The organism is Nocardia gamkensis NBRC 108242, from assembly GCF_001612985.1.
Lineage (GTDB): Bacteria > Actinomycetota > Actinomycetes > Mycobacteriales > Mycobacteriaceae > Nocardia > Nocardia gamkensis.
The window spans coordinates 11,889-33,424 of record NZ_BDBM01000070.1; the positions used below are offsets into that span (position 1 = coordinate 11,889).

The 21,536-nt window shown below is 71.2% G+C and carries 1 protein-coding gene (only partly in view); it reads left to right on the plus strand.

Annotated elements, in window-relative coordinates; all coding sequences use genetic code 11:
* The coding region annotated (locus tag NG1_RS32365; RefSeq protein WP_062977290.1) for a non-ribosomal peptide synthase/polyketide synthase crosses the window boundary (this coding region is incomplete at its 3' end): on the plus strand, window positions 1–21,536 show 21,536 of its 29,357 nt. Its footprint extends 7,821 nt past the window's final position.

The window sequence follows — 21,536 nt, forward strand, 5'->3', positions numbered from 1 at the left end:
TTGGACCGGCTGGATTTCGGCGGCAACGGCGAAACTGGTGGCGAACGGGCACACGCTGGTTCCGGGGTAGAACCCGGCCTGTCCGGCGCCTTCCCGTTGTCACCTGCTCAGCTGGGCATCTGGTACGCGCAGCACGTGGACCCGCAGGTGCCGGTCAACATCGCGCAGTACGTCGACCTGCGCGGCGAGCTGGATGTCGAGCTGCTCAGCCGGGCCAGTATCGATGCCTCGCATGAGCTCGGCTCCGGCTTCCTGCGCATCGTCGAGCGCGACGGCGAGCCGTTGCAGTTCGTCGACCACTCGATCGGCGACTACGACCGGGTCGAGTACGTCGACCTGCGCGACGAGGACGACCCGGAAGCCGCCGCGCTGGCCTGGATGCGCGCCGAGTACAGCCGCCCGCTGGACCTGACCACCGATCGCCTGATCAAGGCCGCCGCGCTGCGCCTGGCCGACGATCACTGGTACTGGTACTCCCGCTCGCACCACATCGCGCTCGACGGCTTCGGCGCCATGACGAACGTCAACCGGATCGCCGAGCTGTACACCGCCTACGCCACCGGCGCCGAACCCGCGCCGTCCAAGGCGACCGATCTGCCCACGCTCTACGAGCAGGAGATCGCCTACCGGGACAGCACCCGCTTCGCCTCCGACAAGGAGTACTGGGCCCAGCGCGTGGCCGGGCTGGAGGAAGGCACCAGCCTGACCGGCCGTTCCGCGCCGCCTGCCGCGATCAACGGGATCGCCAGCGCCGCGCTGTCGGACGAGCAGAACGTCCAGCTGGAAGCGGCGGTCGCGCGACACGATTCGTCGCCCGCCGGCCTGCTGCTGGCCGGTTTCGCCGCGTACCTGGCGCAGTGGAACGGCGTCGAGGACGTCATCCTCAGCCTGCCGGTGACCGCGCGCACCACCGCCGCGATGCGCCGCTCCGGCGGTGTGTCGTCGAACATCGTGCCGCTGCGGCTGCACGTCGGCCACGACACCACGGTGTCCGAGCTGCTCAAGCAGGTCCAGATCGAGGTCTCCGGCGCGCTGCGCCACCAGCGCTACCGGCACGAGGACATCCGTCGCGACGCGGCCGGTGACGGCGTGGTGACCACCGAGTTCTTCGGGCCGTGGGTCAACATCATGCTGTTCCACGACGAGATCGCGCTCGGGCCGGTCGTCGGTCAGATGCACGTGCTGTCCACCGGCAGCATCGAGGATCTGGGCGTCAACTTCTACCAGTCGGTCGCGGGCACTCGCTCGCACATCGACTTCGAGACCAATCCCAACCTCTACACCGAGGACGAGGCGCGCCGTCACCACGGCCGCTTCCTCGAGTTCTTCGACCGCTTCCTCACGGCGGCCGTGGACGAGCGGGTGTGGAGCCTGCCGGTCGCCACCGCGGGCGAACGCGAACGGACGCTGCTGGAGTGGAACGACTCCGAGCAGGACGTCCCGGAGACCACGCTCGCGGCGCTACTGGACGCGCAGATCCCGCTGACCCCGGACAACATCGCGCTCGACTTCGAGGGCGCGACGCTGACGTACGCGGAGTTCGACGCCCGGGTGAACCGGCTGGCCCGCTTCCTGATCGCCGACGGCGTCGGCCCGGAGTCGCTGGTCGCGCTGGGCATGCGCCGCTCGCTGGAGCTGGTGATCGGCATGCACGCGGTGCTGAAGGCCGGTGGCGCGTACGTGCCGATCGATCCGGATCACCCGGCCGAGCGCACCGCCTACATCCTCGACAGCGCCGCGCCGGTGTGCGTGCTGACGCACTCGGCCGACGAGCTGGAACTGCCGGAGTCGGTGCGCCGGGTGGAGATCGACACCCTGGACACCTCGGCGTACGCGCCGGACCCGGTCACCGACGCCGACCGGCTCGCGCCGCTGCGGCCGGACAACACCGCCTACGTCATCTACACCTCGGGTTCGACCGGTCGCCCCAAGGGCGTGGCGGTCACCCACCACGCGATCGTCAACCAGCAGCTGTGGATGCTCGACGAGTACCGGCTGACCGCGGCGGATGTGTACCTGCAGAAGACCGCGACCACGTTCGACGTGTCGCTGTGGGGCTACTTCCTGCCGCTGCTGGTGGGCGCGAAGCTGGTCATCGCGTCGCCGGACGGGCATCGCGACCCGCTGTACGTGGCGGAGATGATCTCCCGGCACGGGGTCACCGTGACCGACTTCGTCCCGTCCATGCTCACCGTGTTCGTCGCGCACGCCACCCCGGCCCAATGCGCCACGCTGCGCGCGGTTTTCGTGATCGGTGAAGCGCTGCCGCCGGAGACCGCGGCGAAATTCAGAGAGATCACCACTGCGCCCGATGGTCGCTCCGCAGGCTCCGCTCCGGCGGGCTTGCACAACCTCTACGGCCCCACCGAGGCCGCGGTCTCGGTGACCTACTGGGAGGCGACGGCCGCCGACACGGTGACCGTGCCGATCGGTATCCCGGAGTGGAACGTCCAGGTGTACGTGCTGGATTCGCGGCTGCGCCCGGCCGCGATCGGCGCGCCGGGTGAGCTGTACCTCGGCGGGCGCCAGCTCGCGCGCGGCTACCGCGGCCGTCCCGACCTGACGTCGGACCGCTTCGTCGCCAACCCGCTGGCGGGGTGCGGGTCCGGGGTCGAAGCCGGAGCGCGGATGTACCGCACCGGCGACCTGGTGCGCTGGAACGACGCGGGCACACTGGAATACATCGGCCGCACCGACTTCCAGGTGAAGTTCCGCGGCCAGCGCATCGAGCTGGGCGAGATCGAGACCGATCTGCTCGCCCATCCCGCGGTCAGCCAGGCCGTGGTGCTGGTGGTGGACACCGCCACCGGTCAGCAGCTGGTGGCCTACGTCGTTCCCGCGCCCGGCCACACCGTGGAACCGGTGGAGCTGACCAGGTTCGCCGCCGAGAAGCTGCCCGGCTACATGGTGCCCGCCTCGATCATGGTGCTGGACGCCTTCCCGCTCAACACCAGCGGCAAGCTGGACCGCAAGGCCCTGCCGGAGCCGGTGTTCAGCGCCGACGCCGGTGATTTCCGTGCCCCGCGCACCCAGGCCGAGCAGATCGTGGCGGGCATCTTCGCCGACGTGCTCAGCCAGGAGCGCATCGGCATCGACGACAACTTCTTCGAGCTGGGCGGCAACTCGCTGGTCGCCACCCAGGTGGTGGCGCGCATCGGCGCCGCGTTCGGCACCCAGATCGGGGTGCGCGCGCTGTTCGAGACCCCGACCGTCGCCGGTATCGCGGCGCGTGCGGAGAACGCCGCTCCGGTAGGCGAATCGCGTCCGCCGCTGGTGGCCCAGCAGCTCCCCGAGCGGGTGCCGCTGTCGCTGGCGCAGCAGCGCATGTGGTTCATCAACCAGTTCGACCCCACCGTGCCGACCTACAACCTGCCGTTCGTGGTGCGGTTGCGCGGCCAGGTGGACCTGGCGGCGTTGCAGTCGGCGCTGCTGGACGTGGTCGAGCGGCAGCAGTCGCTGCGCACGATCTTCCCGGAGTCCGGCGACGGCGGCTACCAGCAGGTGCTTCCGGTCGACCAGGTCGATCTCGGCATCGAGGTGCAGCCGATCGACGAGGCCGAATTGCACGGCGCGCTGGCCGAATTCGCCGCGCGCGGCTTCGACGTCTCGCGGGAACTGCCGATCCGGGTGCGGGTGTTCGCGGTCACCGGCGGGCGCGGCAACGGCGTCGCCGACTACGCGGTGGCGTTCGTCGTGCACCACATCGCCGCCGACGGCTTCTCCTTCGGCCCGCTGGCCCGCGACGTGGCCGCCGCCTACCTGTCCCGCACCGCGGGCGAGGCGCCGAGCTGGGCGCCGCTGCCGGTGCAGTACCAGGACTTCAGTGTGTGGCAGCGCGAGTTGCTCGGCGCGGAGTCCGACCCCGCGTCCATGGCGGCGCGCGAGATCGCCTACTGGCGAAGGGCTCTCGCGGGCCTGCCGGATCAGCTCGACCTGCCCGCGGACCGCCCGCGCCCGCCGGTGCAGAGCTTCCACGGCAGCCGGGTGAGCTTCGACATCGACGTCGAGTTGCACCGGCGTCTGGTCGCGCTGGCCCGCGCGCAGGGCGTCAGCCTGTTCATGGTCATGCACGCCTCGCTGGCCGTGCTGCTGGCCCGGTTGTCCGGCACCAGCGACATCGCGATCGGTACGCCGGTCGCCGGACGTGGCGAGCAGGCGCTCGACGACCTGATCGGCATGTTCGTCAACACCCTCGTGCTGCGTTCGGAGGTGGACGGCAGCGAGCCGTTCGCCGAATTCCTCGGCCGCACCAGGGAAACCGACCTCGCCGCGTTCGCGTTCGCGGACGTGCCCTTCGAGCGCCTGGTCGAGGTGCTCAACCCGACCCGCTCGCAGGCGCGCCACCCGCTGTTCCAGGTGATGCTGTCGTTCCAGGAGATGTCGCACGCGACCCTGGAACTGCCCGGCCTCTCGGTCACCGCCGACGAGCTCGAGGTCGACATCGCCAAGTTCGACCTCCAGTGGACGGTCACCGAGGAGCGGGGCGCCGACGGCGAGCCCGCGGGTATGGGCGCGGTCATCTCCTTCGCCACCGACCTGTTCGACGCGCCGACCGTCGCCGAGTTCGGCCGCCGCTACCAGCGCGTGCTGGAAGCGGCCGTCGCCGCGCCGGGAACCGCCGTGCGCGACATCGAGATCCTCGACGACGCCGAGCGCGCCCGGGTGCTGACCGAGTGGAACCACACCGGTCACGACGTGCCCGCCACCACCGTGCTCGAGCTGTTCTCCGAGCAGGTGCGGAGCAGGCCCGACGACCCCGCCGTCGTGTTCGACGGCGGCTCGCGCGGCGCGGACGAATTCGGCCTGCCGATCGAGCTGACCTACGCCGAGTTCGCCACCCGGGTCAACCGCCTGGCGCGCAAGCTGATCGACGCGGGCGTGGGCCCGGAAACGCTGGTCGCCGTAGGTATCCGCCGGTCGGTGGACATGCTGGTGGCGATCTACGCCACGCTGACCGCGGGCGGCGGCTACGTGCCGATCGATCCCGACCACCCGGCCGAGCGCACCGAATACGTGCTCGACAGCTCTTCGCCGGTGTGCGTGCTCACCACCACCGCCGACAACGTCACCGCCGCGGGCATCCCGGTGCTGACGCTGGACACGCTGGACCTGAGCGAATTCGGCGACGGACCCGTCACCGACGCCGAGCGCCGCGCGCCGCTGCGGGCCACCAACACCGCGTACGTGCTGTACACCTCCGGCTCCACCGGCCGCCCCAAGGGCGTCGCGGTCAGTCACGCGTCGGTGGTCAACCAGATCGCCTGGATCACCGGCGAGTACCGCATCGGCCCCGCCGACGTGATCCTGCAGAAGACGCCGGTCACCTTCGACGTGTCGGTGTGGGAGCTGTTCGGCACGCTGGCTGTCGGCGCCCGCATGCTGATCGCCGCGCCCGACGGCCACCGCGATCCGATCTACCTCTCGGAGATCATCGGACGGCACCGGGTCACCATGACCTCGTTCGTGCCGTCCATGCTCTCGGTGTTCGCCGGGGCCGCGTCCACGGCCGAATGCGCTTCGCTGCGTGCGGTTCTCGTCGCCGGTGAGGCGCTGCCGCCCGCGACCGTCACCGCGTTCCGGCAGTTCTCCACCGCCGCGGTGCACAACCTGTACGGCCCCACCGAGTTCACCGTGCACGCCACCGCCTGGCACCTCAACGAGGTCGCGCCCACGTCGGTGCCGATCGGCCGCCCGGTGTGGAACGCGCAGACCTATGTGCTGGACGAGGGCCTCGCGCCCGTTCCGGTCGGTGTGCCCGGCGAGCTGTATCTCGGCGGCGTGCAGACCGCCCGCGGCTACCACGGCCGCCCCGACCTGTCCGCCGAACGCTTCGTCGCCGACCCGTTCGGCGCGCCCGGCTCCCGCCTGTACCGCACCGGCGACCTGGTGCGCTGGGTGCAGCCGCGCGATCCCGAGGTGGGCAGCGCGGGCGTGCTGGAGTACATCGGCCGCACCGACTTCCAGGTGAAATTCCGCGGCCAGCGCATCGAGCTCGGCGAGATCGAGACAGCGCTGCTGGACCATCCGGCCGTCAACCAGGCCGTCGTGCTGGTGATGGAGACCGTCGCGGGTGACCAGCTGGTCGCCTATGTGGTCAGCACCGGTGGCCCGGTCGACATCGACAACATCAAGAACGCCCTGCACCGCACGCTGCCCGCGTACATGGTGCCCTCGGCGATCGTGGTGCTCGAGGCGTTCCCGCTGAACGCCTCCGGCAAGCTGGACCGCAAGGCGCTGCCCGCCCCGGTGTTCGAGGTGCGCGAATTCCGCGCTCCGACCACGCCGATCGAGGAGATCGTCGCGCAGATCTTCGGTGAGGTGCTCGGCATCTCCCGCGTCGGCGTGGACGACGACTTCTTCGAGCTCGGCGGCAACTCGCTGATCGCCACCCAGGTCGCCTCCCGCCTCGGCATCGCGCTGGACACCAGGGTGCCCGTGCGCATGCTGTTCGAGGCGTCCACCGTCGCGGCGCTGGCCGCGCGGGTGGAGTCGCACGCCGGTGACGGCGCGCGCAAGGCGCTGGTCGCCAGGAACCGTCCGGAGCAGGTGCCGTTGTCGCTGGCACAGCAGCGCATGTGGTTCCTGAACCGGTTCGACACCTCCTCGGCGGTCAACAACATCCCGGTCGCCATCCGGCTGTCCGGTGATCTGGACATCGCCGCGTTGCAGGTGGCGGTCATCGACGTGATCGACCGGCACGAGTCGCTGCGAACGGTGTTCCCGGAGACCAAGTCCGGCCCGGTGCAGGTGGTGCTGGACGCCGCGCAGATCGTGCCGGACCTGACCCCGGTGCCGGTGACCGAGCACAATCTGATCGATCACCTGGTCGAGCTGGCCTCGATGGCGTTCGACGTGACCAACGAAGTGCCGTTGCACGCCCGGCTGTTCGAGATCAGCGAGACCGAGTACGTGCTCGGCATGGTGGTGCACCACATCTCGGCCGACGGCTGGTCGATGGGCCCGCTGGCCCGCGACGTCATGGTGGCCTACGCCGCCCGCACGTCGTGGGAGGCGCCGGCCTGGTCGGCGCTGCCGGTGCAGTACGCCGACTACGCGCTGTGGCAGCGCGAGGTGCTCGGTTCCGAGGACGACCCGAGTTCGCTGATCTCCAACCAGATCCGCTACTGGACGCGCGAACTGGCCGATCTGCCCGACGAATTGGTGCTGCCCTCGGACCGGCCGCGCCCGGCCGTCGCCTCCTACCGCGGCGGCACCTACCCGTTCGTGATCTCCGGCGAGACCCAGCGCGCCCTGATCGAGCTGGGCCGCAGGCACAACGCGTCGTTGTTCATGGTGCTGCACAGCGCGCTGGCGGTGTTGCTGGCCCGGTCCAGCGGCACCGGCGACATCGCGATCGGCACCCCGGTCGCCGGTCGCGGCGAGGCCGCGCTGGACGACCTGATCGGCATGTTCGTCAACACCCTCGTGCTGCGCACCGAGGTGGACGGCGCGACGAGCTTCGCCGATCTGCTCGCGCACGCCCGCGAGACCGACCTGCACGCGTTCGCGCACGCCGACGTGCCGTTCGAGCGGCTGGTCGAGGTGCTCAACCCGGCCCGTTCGCAGGCGCGTCACCCGCTGTTCCAGGTGATGCTGACCTTCCAGAACACCCGTCAGGCCAATCTGGAACTGCCGGGCCTCTCGGTCAACGGCATCGACTACGACGCCCGGCTGGCCAAGTTCGACCTGCAACTGACCCTCTCGGAGACCCAGGACGAACAGGGCGACTCGGCGGGTATGTCGGCCGAGTTCTCCTACGCGCTGGACCTTTTCGACGAGCCGACCGTCGCGGCGTTCGCCCGCCGCCTGGACCGCATCCTCGCCGCCGTGACCGCCGACCCGGACGTGCCGATCGGCGACATCGATCTGCTCGCGTCCGAGGAACGCGCGCGGGTGCTGGTCGATTGGAACGACACCGGGCACCCGGTGGACCAGCACGTGACGCTGGTCTCGCTGTTCGACGCGCAGGCGGCGGCCACGCCCGACGCGATCGCGCTGGACTTCGAAGGCGAGCGGCTGACCTACCGCCAGTTCCAGGAACGGGCCAACCGCATCGCCCGGCAGCTGATCGGCGCGGGCGTCGGCCCGGAATCGCTGGTGGCGCTGGCGCTGCGGCGTTCCACCGAACTGGTCGTCGCGATGTACGCGGTGGTGCAGACCGGTGCGGCCTATCTGCCGTTGGATCCGGATCAGCCCGCCGACCGGGTCAACTACATCATCGAGACCGCGCGTCCGCGGATGATCCTCTACCGCTCGGCGGATGGCTTCGGCCTGGACCCGCAGCCGGAGGTCACCGCGCTGTCGGTGGAGGGCATCGAGGGGGTGCCCGGTTTCGCCGCGACCAGCGGCGCGCCGATCACCGACGCCGAACGCACCCGCCCGCTGCGGCCGGAGAACACCGCGTACGTGATCTTCACCTCCGGTTCCACCGGTCGCCCGAAGGGTGTGGCGGTCAGCCATTCCGCGATCGTCAACCGGCTGCTGTGGATGCAGCACGAGTACCCGATCGGCCGCGAGGACGCGGTGCTGCAGAAGACGCCCGCCACCTTCGACGTGTCGGTGTGGGAGTTCTTCTGGCCGTTGCAGACCGGGGCCAGGCTGGTCGTCGCGAAGCCGGACGGGCATCGCGACCCGGTGTACCTGTCCCGGATCATCGCCGATGAGCAGATCACCACGGCGCATTTCGTGCCGTCGATGCTCTCGGTCTTCGTCTCCACGCTGGGCAACGAGAACGGCGACGGGCTGCCCGTGCCGCGGCTGCGGCAGGTCTTCGCCTCCGGTGAGGCGCTGCCCGCGCAGACCGCGCAGCGTTTGCGCGAGCTGACCGGCGCGCGGCTGCACAACCTGTACGGCCCGACCGAGGCCGCCGTCGACGTGACGTACCACGAGGCGACCGAAGCCGACGCGGTGTCGGTGCCGATCGGACGCCCGGTGTGGAACACCCGCGTCTTCGTGCTCGACAGCCGCCTGCACCCGGTCGCGCCGGGTGTCGCGGGTGAGCTGTATCTCGCGGGTGAGCAGCTGGCGCTCGGCTACCTGGGGCGCTCCGACCTGACCGCCGACCGGTTCGTGGCCAACCCCTACGGCGCCCCGGGCGAGCGGATGTACCGCACCGGCGACCTGGTGGCCTGGACCCCCGGTGGCGAGCTGGACTACTTGGGCCGCACCGACTTCCAGGTGAAGCTGCGCGGCCTGCGCATCGAGCTGGGGGAGATCGAGGCCGCGCTGCTGGCGCAGCCCGGGATCGCGCAGTCGGTGGTCGTGCTGCGCTCCGACGCGCACGCCGGCGATCAGCTGGTGGGCTACCTGGTATGCGAACCGTATGTGGCCGTCGACATCGACGAGGTGAAGGCCGCGCTCGCCACGGCATTGCCGGGCTACATGATCCCGGCCGCGCTGGTCGTGCTGGACGCCTTCCCGGTCAACGCCTCCGGCAAGCTGGACCGCAGGGCGCTGCCCGCCCCGGTGTTCGAGGCCAGGATCTTCCGCGCGCCGTCGACGCCGATCGAGGAGATCGTCGCGGAGATCTTCGCCGACCTGCTCGGCGTGCCGCGCGTCGGCGTGGACGACGACTTCTTCGAACTCGGCGGCAACTCGCTGGTGGCCACCCAGGTGGTCGCCCGCCTCAGCGCGGCGCTGAACACCGAGGTCGGTGTGCGCGTGCTGTTCGAGGCTCCGACCGTGGCCACGCTGGCCGCCCGGGTCGAGTCGCACGCCGGAAGCGGTGCGCGCCAGGCGCTCACGGCACAGGTGCGTCCCGAGCACCCGCCGCTGTCGCTCGCCCAGCAGCGGATGTGGTTCCTCAACCGCTTCGATGCCGACTCCGCCGCGAACAACATCCCGGCCGCGGTGCGGCTGGAAGGCGCGCTGGATCTGGACGCGCTGCGCGGTGCGATTGCCGACGTGGTCGCGCGGCACGAATCGCTGCGCACGATCTACCCGTCGCGTGACGGCGTGGCCTACCAGCGGGTGCTGAACGCCGCAAGGGCCATCCCCGAGCTGGACGTGGTCGAGGTGGCCGAGGGGCAGTTGCTCGGCGTGCTCTACGAATTCGTCGAGCGCGGCTTCGACGTGACCAGCCAGGCGCCGGTGCGCCTGCGCGCCTACCGGCTCGGTCCGGACGACTACGTCCTGGTCGTCGTGGTGCACCACATCGCGGCCGACGGCTTCTCCATGCGGCCGCTGGTGCGCGATCTGATGACCGCCTACGTGGCGCGTACCTCCGCGGCCCAGCCGGGCTGGCCGCCGCTGGCGGTCCAGTACGTGGACTTCGCGCTGTGGCAGCGCGACACGCTGGGCTCCGAGGACGACCCGACGTCGCTGATCTCCGAGCAGCTCGACTACTGGCGCGATGCGCTGGCCGGTCTGCCCGACGAACTGCGCCTGGCCGGTCGTCCGCGGCCCGCCGTGGCCTCCTACGGCGCGGGCACCTACCGGTTCCGCGTGCCGGGCGATCTCATCGAGGACCTGAACCGGGTCGCGCAGACGCACGGCGGCACGCTGTTCATGGTGGTGCACAGCGCCTTCGCCGCACTGCTCGCACGGTTGAGCGGCTCCGACGACATCGCCGTCGGCATCCCGGTCGCCGGTCGCGGTGAGCAGGCGCTCGACGATCTGGTCGGCATGTTCGTCAACACCCTGGTGCTGCGCGCTCAGGTGGACACCGCCGAGTCGTTCGCCGACCTGCTCGCCCGGGTCCGCGAGCGCGACCTGCAGGCGTTCGCGCACGCCGACGTGCCGTTCGAGCGGCTGGTCGAGGTACTCAACCCGGCCCGCTCGCAGGCGCGCCACCCGCTGTTCCAGGTGATGCTGTCGTTCCAGAACCTCGGCCGCACCGCGCTGGAGCTGCCCGGGCTCACCGTCTCCGAGCTGGGCATCGACCAGCCGACGGCGAAGTTCGACCTCCAGCTCACGCTCAGCGAGGTCCCCGGCGGCGAGGCGGCGATGGACGCCGAACTCGTCTACGCCACCGATCTGTTCGACGGCGTGTTCGCCGGTACCTTCGCCGAGCGTTTCGTGCGGGTGCTGCGCGGGGTCGCGGACGAGCCGTCGGTCACCGTCGGCGACATCGATCTGCTGGACGACGCCGAGCGGTCGTTGGTGATCGAGCGGTGGAACGCCACCGAGTTCCCGGTCGACGCCGCGCTCACCTCGCCGGTCGGCGACGCCGCCGCGACCCTGGTCTCGCTGTTCGAGGCGCAGGTCGCGCGCACCCCGGACAGTCCCGCGGTCACGTTCGAGGGGGCCAGTCTCTCCTACGCCGAGTTCGCCCGCCGGGTGCACCGGTTGGCGCGCTGGCTCAAGGTCAACGGCGTCGGGCCGGAATCGTATGTGGCCCTCGGCATGCGCCGCTCGATCGACCTGGTGGTCGGCATGTACGCGGTGAACGCCGCGGGCGGCGCGTACGTGCCGCTGGATCCGGACCATCCGGCCGAGCGCATCGACTACATCCTCGAGACCGCGCGCCCGGTGTGCGTGCTGACCTCCGGCACCGACCTGGAGACCACCGTCTCCAGGCAGGTGCGCATCGATCAGCTCGACCTGTCGGAATTCGCCGACGGCCCGCTGACCGACGCCGACCGGCACAAGCCGCTGCGTCCGGCCAACACCGCGTACGTGATCTTCACCTCCGGTTCGACCGGCCGCCCGAAGGGTGTGGCGGTCTCGCACGCCGCGATCGTCAACCGCCTGGTGTGGATGCACGCCGAATACGGGTTGGCGGCCTACGACGTGGTGTTGCAGAAGACGCCCGCGACCTTCGACGTGTCGGTGTGGGAGTTCTTCTGGCCGTTGCAGGTCGGCGCCCGATTGGTGGTGGCGAAGCCGGACGGCCATCGCGATCCCGCGTACCTGGCGCGGCTGATCGTCGACGAGCAGGTCACCACGGTGCACTTCGTGCCGTCGATGCTGTCGGTGTTCGTGGCCGAGGAACGCGCGGCCGAATGTGTCAGCCTGCGTAACGTGTTCGCCTCCGGTGAGGCGCTGCCCGCGGTGACCGCGCAGAAATTGCGCGAGCTGACCGGCGCGCGGCTGCACAACCTGTACGGTCCGACCGAGGCCGCGGTCGACGTCACCTTCCACGAGGTGACCGAGGACGACACGGTGTCGGTGCCGATCGGCGCCCCGGTGTTCAACACGCAGGTGTACGTGCTGGATTCGCGCCTGCGGGCGGTCCCGGTCGGCGTGCCCGGCGAGCTGTACCTCGCGGGCGCGCAGCTGGCGCACGGCTATGTCGGCCGCCCCGACCTGACCACCGAGCGTTTCGTGGCCAACCCGTTCGGCGACGCCGCGCGGATGTACCGCACCGGCGACCTGGTGGCCTGGACCGAAGACGGTGAGCTGGAGTACTTGGGCCGCACCGACTTCCAGGTGAAGGTGCGCGGTCTGCGCATCGAGCTGGGCGAGATCGAGTCGGCGCTGACGGCGCTGGAGTCGGTGGCGCAGGCGGTGGTCGTGGTGCGCACCGATGAGCGGACCGGTGACCAGCTGGTCGCGTACCTGGTGACCGACCCGGACCGGGTGGTGGACGTCGAGTCGGTCAAGGCCGAACTCGGCGCGCGGCTGCCCGGGTACATGGTGCCCGCGGCCTACGTGGTGCTCGATGAGTTCCCGCTGAACGCCTCCGGCAAGCTGGATCGCAAGGCGCTGCCGGACCCGGTGTTCGAGGCAAAGGTGTTCCGCGCGCCCGCCACGCCGGTGCAGGAGATCGTGGCCGAGACCTTCGCCGAGGTGCTCGGCGTGGAGCGGGTCGGCCTGGACGACGACTTCTTCGAGCTGGGCGGCAACTCGCTGGTCGCCACGCAGGTGGCGGCGCGGCTCGGCGAGGCGCTGAACACCCAGGTTCCGGTGCGCGCGCTGTTCGAGGCGTCCACCGTGGTCGCGCTGGCGACGAAGGTGGAATCGGCCGCGGGAGAGGGCGGCCGGACGCCGCTGGTCGCGCGGGAGCGCCCCGAGCTGGTGCCGCTCTCGCTCGCCCAGCAGCGGATGTGGTTCCTCAACCGGTTCGACAACCGCACCGCGGTGAACAACATCCCGGTCGCGCTGCGGCTGACCGGTGAGCTGGACATCGCCGCGCTCGGCGCCGCCATCGGCGACGTGCTCGCGCGGCACGGGGCGCTGCGCACGATCTACCCCGAGGTGGAGGGCACCGGCTACCAGCGTGTGCTGCCGGTGAGCGAGGTCGCCTTCGACCTGGTCGCCGAACCCGTCGGGGCGGACGAGCTGCCCGCGCGGATCGTCGAGCTGGCGAGCGCCGGTTTCGACGTGACCGCCGAGATCGGGTTCCGGGCGAGCCTGCTCGCGCTGTCGGCCACCGACCACGTCGCGGTGCTGGTCATGCACCACATCAGCGCGGACGGCTTCTCGCTGCGGCCGCTGCTGCGCGATGTCGTGCTCGCCTACACCGAGCGCGCCCGCGGCGAGGTGCCGTCCTGGGCCCCGCTCGAGGTGCAGTACGCCGACTACGCGCTGTGGCAGCGTGAGGTGCTCGGCGCCGAGGACGACGCGGATTCCGTCGCGGCCCGGCAGATCGCCTACTGGACCGAACAGCTGCGCGACCTGCCCGACCAGATCGAACTGCCCGCCGACCGGCCGCGGCCGGAGAGCGCCTCCAATGCCGGTGGCACGCACGATTTCTCGGTCGACGCGCAAGTGCACGAAGCGCTGTCGGAGCTCGCGCGCGCCCGTGGCGTGACGCTGTTCATGGTGGTGCACGCCGCGCTCGCGGTGTGGGCGGGCCGGCTGTCGGGCAGCACCGATGTCGCGATCGGCACCCCGATCGCGGGCCGCGGTGAACGCGCGCTCGACGACGTCGTCGGCATGTTCGTCAACACGCTCGTGCTGCGCAGCGAAGTCGATCCGAGCGCTCGCTTCGACGAGCTGCTCGACCAGGTGCGCCGCACCGATCTGGCCGCCTTCGCCAACGCCGACGTGCCGTTCGAGCGGCTGGTCGATGTGCTCAGCCCGGTGCGCTCGCAGGCGCACCATCCGCTGTTCCAGGTCGCGCTGACCTTCGAGGCCGCCTCGGCGGCCGATCTCGGCACCGTCGCGCTGCCCGGCGGCCTCGACGTCGCCGCCGTCGAGTTCGACCCGGGCACATCGAAATTCGACGTGCAGCTCACCGTCGGCGAGTCCGCCGAGGGCGGGCTGACGCTGTCGTGGAACTACGCCACCGAACTGTTCGACCCGGAGACGGTGGCCGCGTTCGCCGACCGTTTCGTGCGCATCCTGCGCGGTGTCGCCGAGGATCCGCGGGTCGCCATCGGCGATATCGATCTGCTCGGCGAGGGCGAGCGGCTGGACGTGTCGCAGCGCTGGGTGTCCTCCGGCGCCGAGAGCGTCGCGGGCGCGTTCGCCGATCCCGACATCACGCTGGTCGGGTTGTTCGACGCGGCCGTCGCCGCGCACCCGAACCGGATCGCGGCGCGCTTCGGTGTGGAGACGCTGACCTACGCCGAGCTGGACCGGCGCGCGAATGTGCTGGCGCGCAGGCTGATCAGCGACGGCGCGGGACCGGAGACCTTGGTCGCGGTGATCCTGCCGCGGTCGCTGGACCTCGTGGTCGCGCTGCTGGCCGTGGTGAAGACCGGCGCGGGTTACGTTCCGGTCGACCCGACCTACCCGGCCGAGCGCATCGCCTACGTGCTCGCCGATTCCCGGCCCACCAGCGTGGTGCTCGACTCCACGGTGCAGGTCGAGGTGCCCGCCGGGCTGCCCGCCGTCGTACTGGACGGGTTCGCGGTGGAGACCGGCAACGTCGAGGACGCCGACGACGCGCCGATCACCGACGCCGACCGCAACGCGGCGCTCACCCCGGACAACGTCGCGTACGTGATCTACACCTCCGGCTCGACCGGCCGCCCCAAGGGCGTCGCGGTCGCGCACCGCAATGTGGTGCGTTTGTTCGCGAACACCGACCGTGACTTCGGTTTCGGGCCCGAGGACACCTGGACGCTGTTCCACAGCTACGCGTTCGACTTCTCGGTGTGGGAGCTGTGGGGTCCGCTGCTGTTCGGCGGCACCCTCGTGGTGGTCGACTACTACACCTCGCGCTCGCCGGAGCAGTTCCTGGAACTGCTGCGCGCCGAACGCGTCACGGTGCTCAACCAGACCCCGTCCGCGTTCTACCAGCTGGCCGAGGCCGACCGGAACGCCGCGCCCGACGCCGCGCCGCTGGCGCTGCGGTATGTGGTGTTCGGCGGCGAGGCGCTGGAACTGCGCAGGCTGTCGGACTGGGTGGCGCGCCACGGCGACGGCACCGGTGCGTCCGCTGCCGGGCCGCTGCTGGTCAACATGTACGGCATCACCGAGACCACGGTGCACGTGTCCTACCGCGCGCTGGACGCCGCGACCATCGCCGCCGCCTCCGGCAGCGTGGTCGGCCGCGCCATCGCCGGTCTCCGGGTGTACGTGCTCGACAACCGGCTGCGTCCGGTGCCGGTCGGCGTCTCGGGCGAGATGTACGTGGCGGGCCCGCAGTTGGCCCGCGGCTACCTCGGCCGTCCGGACCTGTCGGCCACCCGCTTCGTCGCCGACCCGATGGGCGACGCGCCGGGCGGGCGACTGTACCGCTCCGGCGACCTGGCGCGCTGGAACCGGTTCGGCGAGCTGGAGTACCTGGGCCGTGCCGACGACCAGGTGAAGGTGCGCGGCTTCCGCATCGAGCTCGGCGAGATCGAATCGGCGATCCTGGCCCAGCCCGGTATCGCGCAGGCCGCGGTCATCGTGCGCGAGGACCAGCCTGGCGATCAGCGGATCGTCGCCTACGTGGTGTCCGAGCCCGGCGCGGAGCCGGTGCTCGACGCGGTGCGCGACGGCGCGGCCGAGCAGCTGCCCGCCTACATGGTGCCCTCGGCCGTGGTGCGGCTGGAGTGGATCCCGCTGACCGTCAACGGCAAGCTGGACCGCCGTGCGCTGCCCGCCCCGACGGCGACCTCGCGCGCCTTCCGCGCGCCGGTCACCCCGGTGCAGGAAACCGTGGCCGCGGTGTTCGCCGACGTGCTCGGCCTGGAGCGGGTCGGCGTGGACGACGACTTCTTCGATCTGGGCGGCAACTCGCTGATCGCGACCAGGGTGGTCGCGCGCATCGGCGCCGCGCTCGGCGCGACCGTCGCCGTGCGCACGCTGTTCGAGGCCTCCACCGTGGAAGCGCTTGCCGCGCGGGTGGAATCGCACGCCGACGGCGCAGCCAGGGAGCGGCTGGTCGCGCGGGAGCGCGCGGCGGGCGAACTGGTGCCGCTGTCGTTCGCGCAGCAGCGCATGTGGTTCCTGAACAAGTACGACACCGCCTCGGCGGCCTACAACCTGCCGATCGCCATCCGGCTCACCGGCGCGCTGGACGTCGAGGCGCTGCGCCTGGCGGTCGCCGACGTGGTGCGCAGGCACGAATCGCTGCGCACCCGCTACCCCGAGCACGGCGGCACCCCGGTCCAGGTGATCGTGCCCGCCGAGGACATCGTCCTGGATCTGCACCCCGTGCCGGTGCGGCAGGAGCGGCTGATCGAGACGGTGACCGAATTCGTCACCACCGGATTCGACGTGGCCGAAGAGGTTCCGCTGCGCACCCGGCTGTACGCGGCCGGGCCGGACGAGCACGTGCTCGTCGTGGTGGTGCACCACATCGCCGCCGACGGCTTCTCGATGGGCCCGCTGACCCGCGACGTGATGGCCGCCTACACCGCGCGCAGCACCGGCAGCGCACCCGGCTGGGCTCCGCTGGCGGTGCAGTACGCCGACTTCTCGGTGTGGCAGCGCGAGATCCTGGGTTCCGAGGAGGATCCGGACTCACTGCTGGCGAAGCAGGTCGCGTACTGGCGGCGCGCGCTAGACGACGTCCCCGACGAGCTGGCCCTGCCGACCGACCGCCCGCGTCCGGCCGTCGCCTCGCACCGCGGCGCGACGCTGCACCGCGAGCTGTCCGGCGACCTGGTCGCGGCGCTGGAGGAGGTCGCGCGGCAGCGCGGCGCGTCGCTGTTCATGGTGATGCACGGTGCGCTGGCGGTGCTGCTGTCGCGCCTGTCCGGCAGCGACGACGTCGCGGTCGGCACCCCGATCGCGGGCCGCGGCGAGGCCGCGCTCGACGACCTGGTCGGCATGTTCGTCAACACCCTGGTGCTGCGCACCGGCATCGAGCCCGGCGAGTCGTTCGCCGACCTGCTCGGCCGTGTGCGCCGCACCGACCTGGACGCCTACGGCAACGCCGACGTGCCGTTCGAGCGGCTGGTGGAACTGCTCGCGCCGGAGCGCTCGCAGGCCCGCAACCCGCTGTTCCAGGTGATGCTGGCGTTCCAGAACCTGGAGCGCACCACCCTGGAGTTGCCAGGTCTTTCGGTGTCCGCGCTGGACCTGGAAGAGAACGTCGCGCGCTTCGACCTGCAATTCACCCTCGCCGAGCGCGGTGACACCGGTTCCGGCGCCATGGCCTTGGCGCTCACCTACGCCACCGAGCTGTTCGACGAGTCCACCGCGGCGGCCATCGTGGACCGCTGGGAACGTGTGCTCGCGGCGGTGGCGGCCGACGCGTCGGTCCCCGTCGGCGCGATCGACGTGCTCGACGCCGCCGAGCGGGCCGACCTGCTCGCGCGCACCGGCGCGCCTGCCACGCCCGCGCGGACGCTGCCGGACCTGATCGCCGAGGCCGCCGCCATCGATCCCGAGGCGCCCGCCGTGGTGTTCCAGGGGAGAAGTGTCTCCTACGGCGAGCTGGACGCGCGGTCCAACCGCCTGGCCCGCTTGCTGATCGAACGTGGCATCGGCACCGAGGACCTGGTGGCGGTCGCCGTGCCGCGCTCGGACGAGTCGTACTTCGCCGAATGGGCGGTGTCCAAGTCCGGCGGCGCGTTCGTGCCGATCGACCCCACCTACCCGGCCGACCGCATCGCGCACATGGTCACCGATTCGGGCTCCCCGATCGGTCTCACCGTGGCCTCGGTGCGCGCCGAGCTGCCCGAGTCGGTCGAATGGCTGGTGCTCGACGAACTGGATCTCGACGGGTTCGACGACGCCGCGGTCACCGACGCCGACCGGGTGCGCCCGCTGCGGCCGGAGCACCCCGCGTACGTCATCTACACCTCCGGTTCCACCGGTGTGCCCAAGGGCGTCGTGGTCACCCACGCCGGTCTGGCCAACTTCCGCGACGAGCAGAACGCCCGCTACGACGTCGATTCCGACACGCGCGCACTGCATTTCGCCTCGCCCAGCTTCGACGCCTCGATCCTGGAATTCCTGCTCGCGATCGGCCGCGGCGGCGCCCTGGTGGTCTGCCCGCCCGGCGTCTACGGCGGCGAGGAGCTGTCCGAGCTGATCCGCGCCGAGCGGGTCACCCACGCGTTCATCACCCCGTCGGTGCTCGCCTCGCTGGATTCGGCCGCGCTGGCCGGCATGCGGGTGATCGTGGCCGGTGGTGAAGCCGTGCCCGCCGATCTGGTCGCCAAGTGGGGTGGCGCGCCCGACGGTTCGGGCCGCCGCTTCCACAACGGCTACGGCCCGACCGAGACCACGATCATGACCAACATCAGCGACGCGCTCGCGCCGGGCGACCGGGTCACCATCGGTGGCCCGACCCGCGGCATGCAGTCGCTGATCCTGGACGCCCAGCTGCGGCCCGTTCCGGTGGGTGTCGCGGGTGAGCTGTATCTGTCGGGCGTCCAGCTGGCGCGTGGCTATCATGCGCGGCCGGGCCTGTCGGCGGAGCGGTTCGTCGCCAACCCGTCGGTGCCCGGCACACGGATGTACCGCACCGGTGACGTGGTCCGCTGGACCCGGGTCGGGCACTCCGCAGGCTCCGCGCCCGCAGGAGGAGTCGAATCGCTTGTTGTCGAATACGTAGGCCGCTCCGACTTCCAGGTGAAGGTGCGCGGTTTCCGCATCGAGCTCGGCGAGATCGACGCCGCGCTGGCCTCGCACGAGACCGTCGACTTCGCGGTCACCGTCGGCCACAGGAGCGCCGCGGGCGCGGTGTCGCTGGTGTCGTACGTCGTCGCCGCGCAGGGACACTCGATCGACGTGGCCGCGCTGACCGCGCACGTCGAGGATCGCCTGCCCGCCTACATGGTGCCCTCGTCGATCATGGTGATCGACCACGTGCCGCTCACCCCGGTGGGCAAACTGGACCGCAAGGCGCTGCCGGAACCGGTGTTCGCCACCGAGGTCGTGTTCCGCGCGGCCCGCACCCCGGTCGAACAGACCATCGCCGAGGTGTTCGCCGAGGTGCTCGGCGTGGAGCGGGTCGGCGTGGACGACTCCTTCTTCGCGCTCGGCGGCGACAGCATCGTCTCCATTCAGCTGGTCTCGCGGGCCAAGGCGCGCGGCGTGGTGTTCACCCCGCGGCACGTCTTCGAGCAGCGCACCGTGGCCGGGCTGGCGTCCGTCGCCGAGACCACCGAGGCGGCCGAGGCGTCGGCCACCACCCTGGCCGAGCCGCCCGGCGGCGGCATCGGCGCGATGCCGTTGACGCCGGTGGTCCGGTTCATGGCGGAGCGGAGCGGCTCGTTCGGGCGGTTCAACCAGACGCTGGCGCTGGAACTGCCGGTCGGCATCGACCGGGCGGGCATCGCCGCGACGGTCGGCGCGGTCATCGATCGGCACGACATGCTGCGCGCGAGCCTGCGCCGCGACGGCCACGACTGGGTCGTCGAGACCGCCGCGCCGGGCACCGTCGAGGTGGACGCGCTGATCGACCGCACCGAGTTCGCCGCGAACGCCACCGATGCCGACTTGTTCGCGATCGCCTCGGCCGCACTGGACGAGTCGCTGGACCGGCTCGATCCCGCCGCGGGCGTGGTGATCCGGTTCGTCTGGCTGGAACCCGATTCCGCCGAACGCGCCGGACGCCTGATCGTCGTCGCCCACCACCTGGTGGTGGACGGCGTCTCCTGGCGCATCCTGGTGCCGGACTTCGTGACGGCCTGGGGTCAGCGCACCGCGGGGCAGACACCCGAGCTGGTCGCTCCGGCCACCTCGATGCGCGCCTGGGCGCATGCGCTGGAACGCGAGGCCGCCAGCCCCGAGCGGGTGGCCGAGCTGGACTACTGGCGTTCGGTGGTCGCCGCGGCCGATCCGCTGCTGACCGAACGTCCGATGGACCCGGCCCTGGACACTTCCGGCGTCATCGAGAAACTGCGGGTCGAGGTGTCCGCCGAGGTCACCAAGGCCCTGCTCACCACGGTTCCGGCGCTGTTCCACGGCGGCGTGAACGACGGCCTGCTCACCGCGCTGGCGCTGGCCACCGCGAAGTGGCGGGCGCGGCGAGTGGCCGCACGGGGCGAGAATTCGCTGCTGATCCGCCTGGAGGGCCACGGCCGCGAGGAAGACGTGGTGGCGGGTGCCGATCTGTCGCGCACCGTCGGCTGGTTCACCGCGATCTACCCCGTCCGGTTCGACCTGGCCGGCATCGACGTCGACGCCGCGTTCACCGGCGGACCCGCGCTGGGCGCGGCCGTCAAGGCGGTCAAGGAGCAGTTGCTCTCGGTGCCGGACAAGGGCATCGGCTACGGCCTGCTGCGCTACCTGAACGCCGAGACCGCCGCCGAGCTGCCGCGCGAACTGCCCGGTCAGGTGAGCTTCAACTACCTCGGCCGGATCTCCGAGGGTGACGTGCCGGAGTCGCTGCGCGGCTTCGGCTGGATCCCCGCGCCGGAACTCGGCGCGCTGGGCGGAGCCTACGACGCGGACATGCCCGCGATGGCGCCGCTGGACGTCAACGCGATCGTGGTCGGCGACAAGCTGACCGCCAACATCGGCTACCCGGCGACCCTGCTGTCGGCCGCCGACGTGCGCGAGTTCGGCGAGCTGTGGACCGCCGCGCTGGAAGCGGTGGCGCGCCATGCCAATTCGGCGGGCGCGGGCGGGCACACCCCGTCGGACTTCGCGCTGGTGCGCAGTGCACGGGGCGGTTCGGGGCGGGGGATAACACAGCGCGACATCGACACCTGGGAGCGGCGCTTCCCTGCGCTGGCCGACGTCTGGCCGCTGTCGGCGCTACAGGCCGGTCTGCTGTTCCACGCCCGCCTCGCGGCGAGCTCGGTGGACGTGTACACCGCCCAGGCGGTGCTGACGCTCACCGGCCGGGTGGACGCCGCCCGGTTGCGCGCTGCCGCACAGGCATTGGTGGACCGCTACGAGAACCTGCGCACCGCGTTCGTCAGCGACCACGACGGCAACCCGGTGCAGATCGTGCTGGACAGCGTGCGCGTCGCGTGGGCCGAGCACGACCGGATCGAATCCGGTTCGGCCGACGACCTGATCGAGGCCGACCGCATGCGGCGGTTCGACCTGGCCGCACCGCCGCTGATCCGCTTCACGCTGATCCAGGTCGCGCCCGACCGCTGGCAGTTCGTGGTGTCCAACCACCACATCCTGCTCGACGGCTGGTCGATGCCGCTGCTCATGCGGGATCTGCTGATGCTCTACGCCGTGCACGCGGATACTTCCGCGCTGCCCGCCGTGCGCTCCTACCGGCACTTCCTGGACTGGACCCGGCAGCAGGACCATGAGGCGTCGCTGGCCGCGTGGGCGCACGCGCTGCGCGGTGTCGGCGA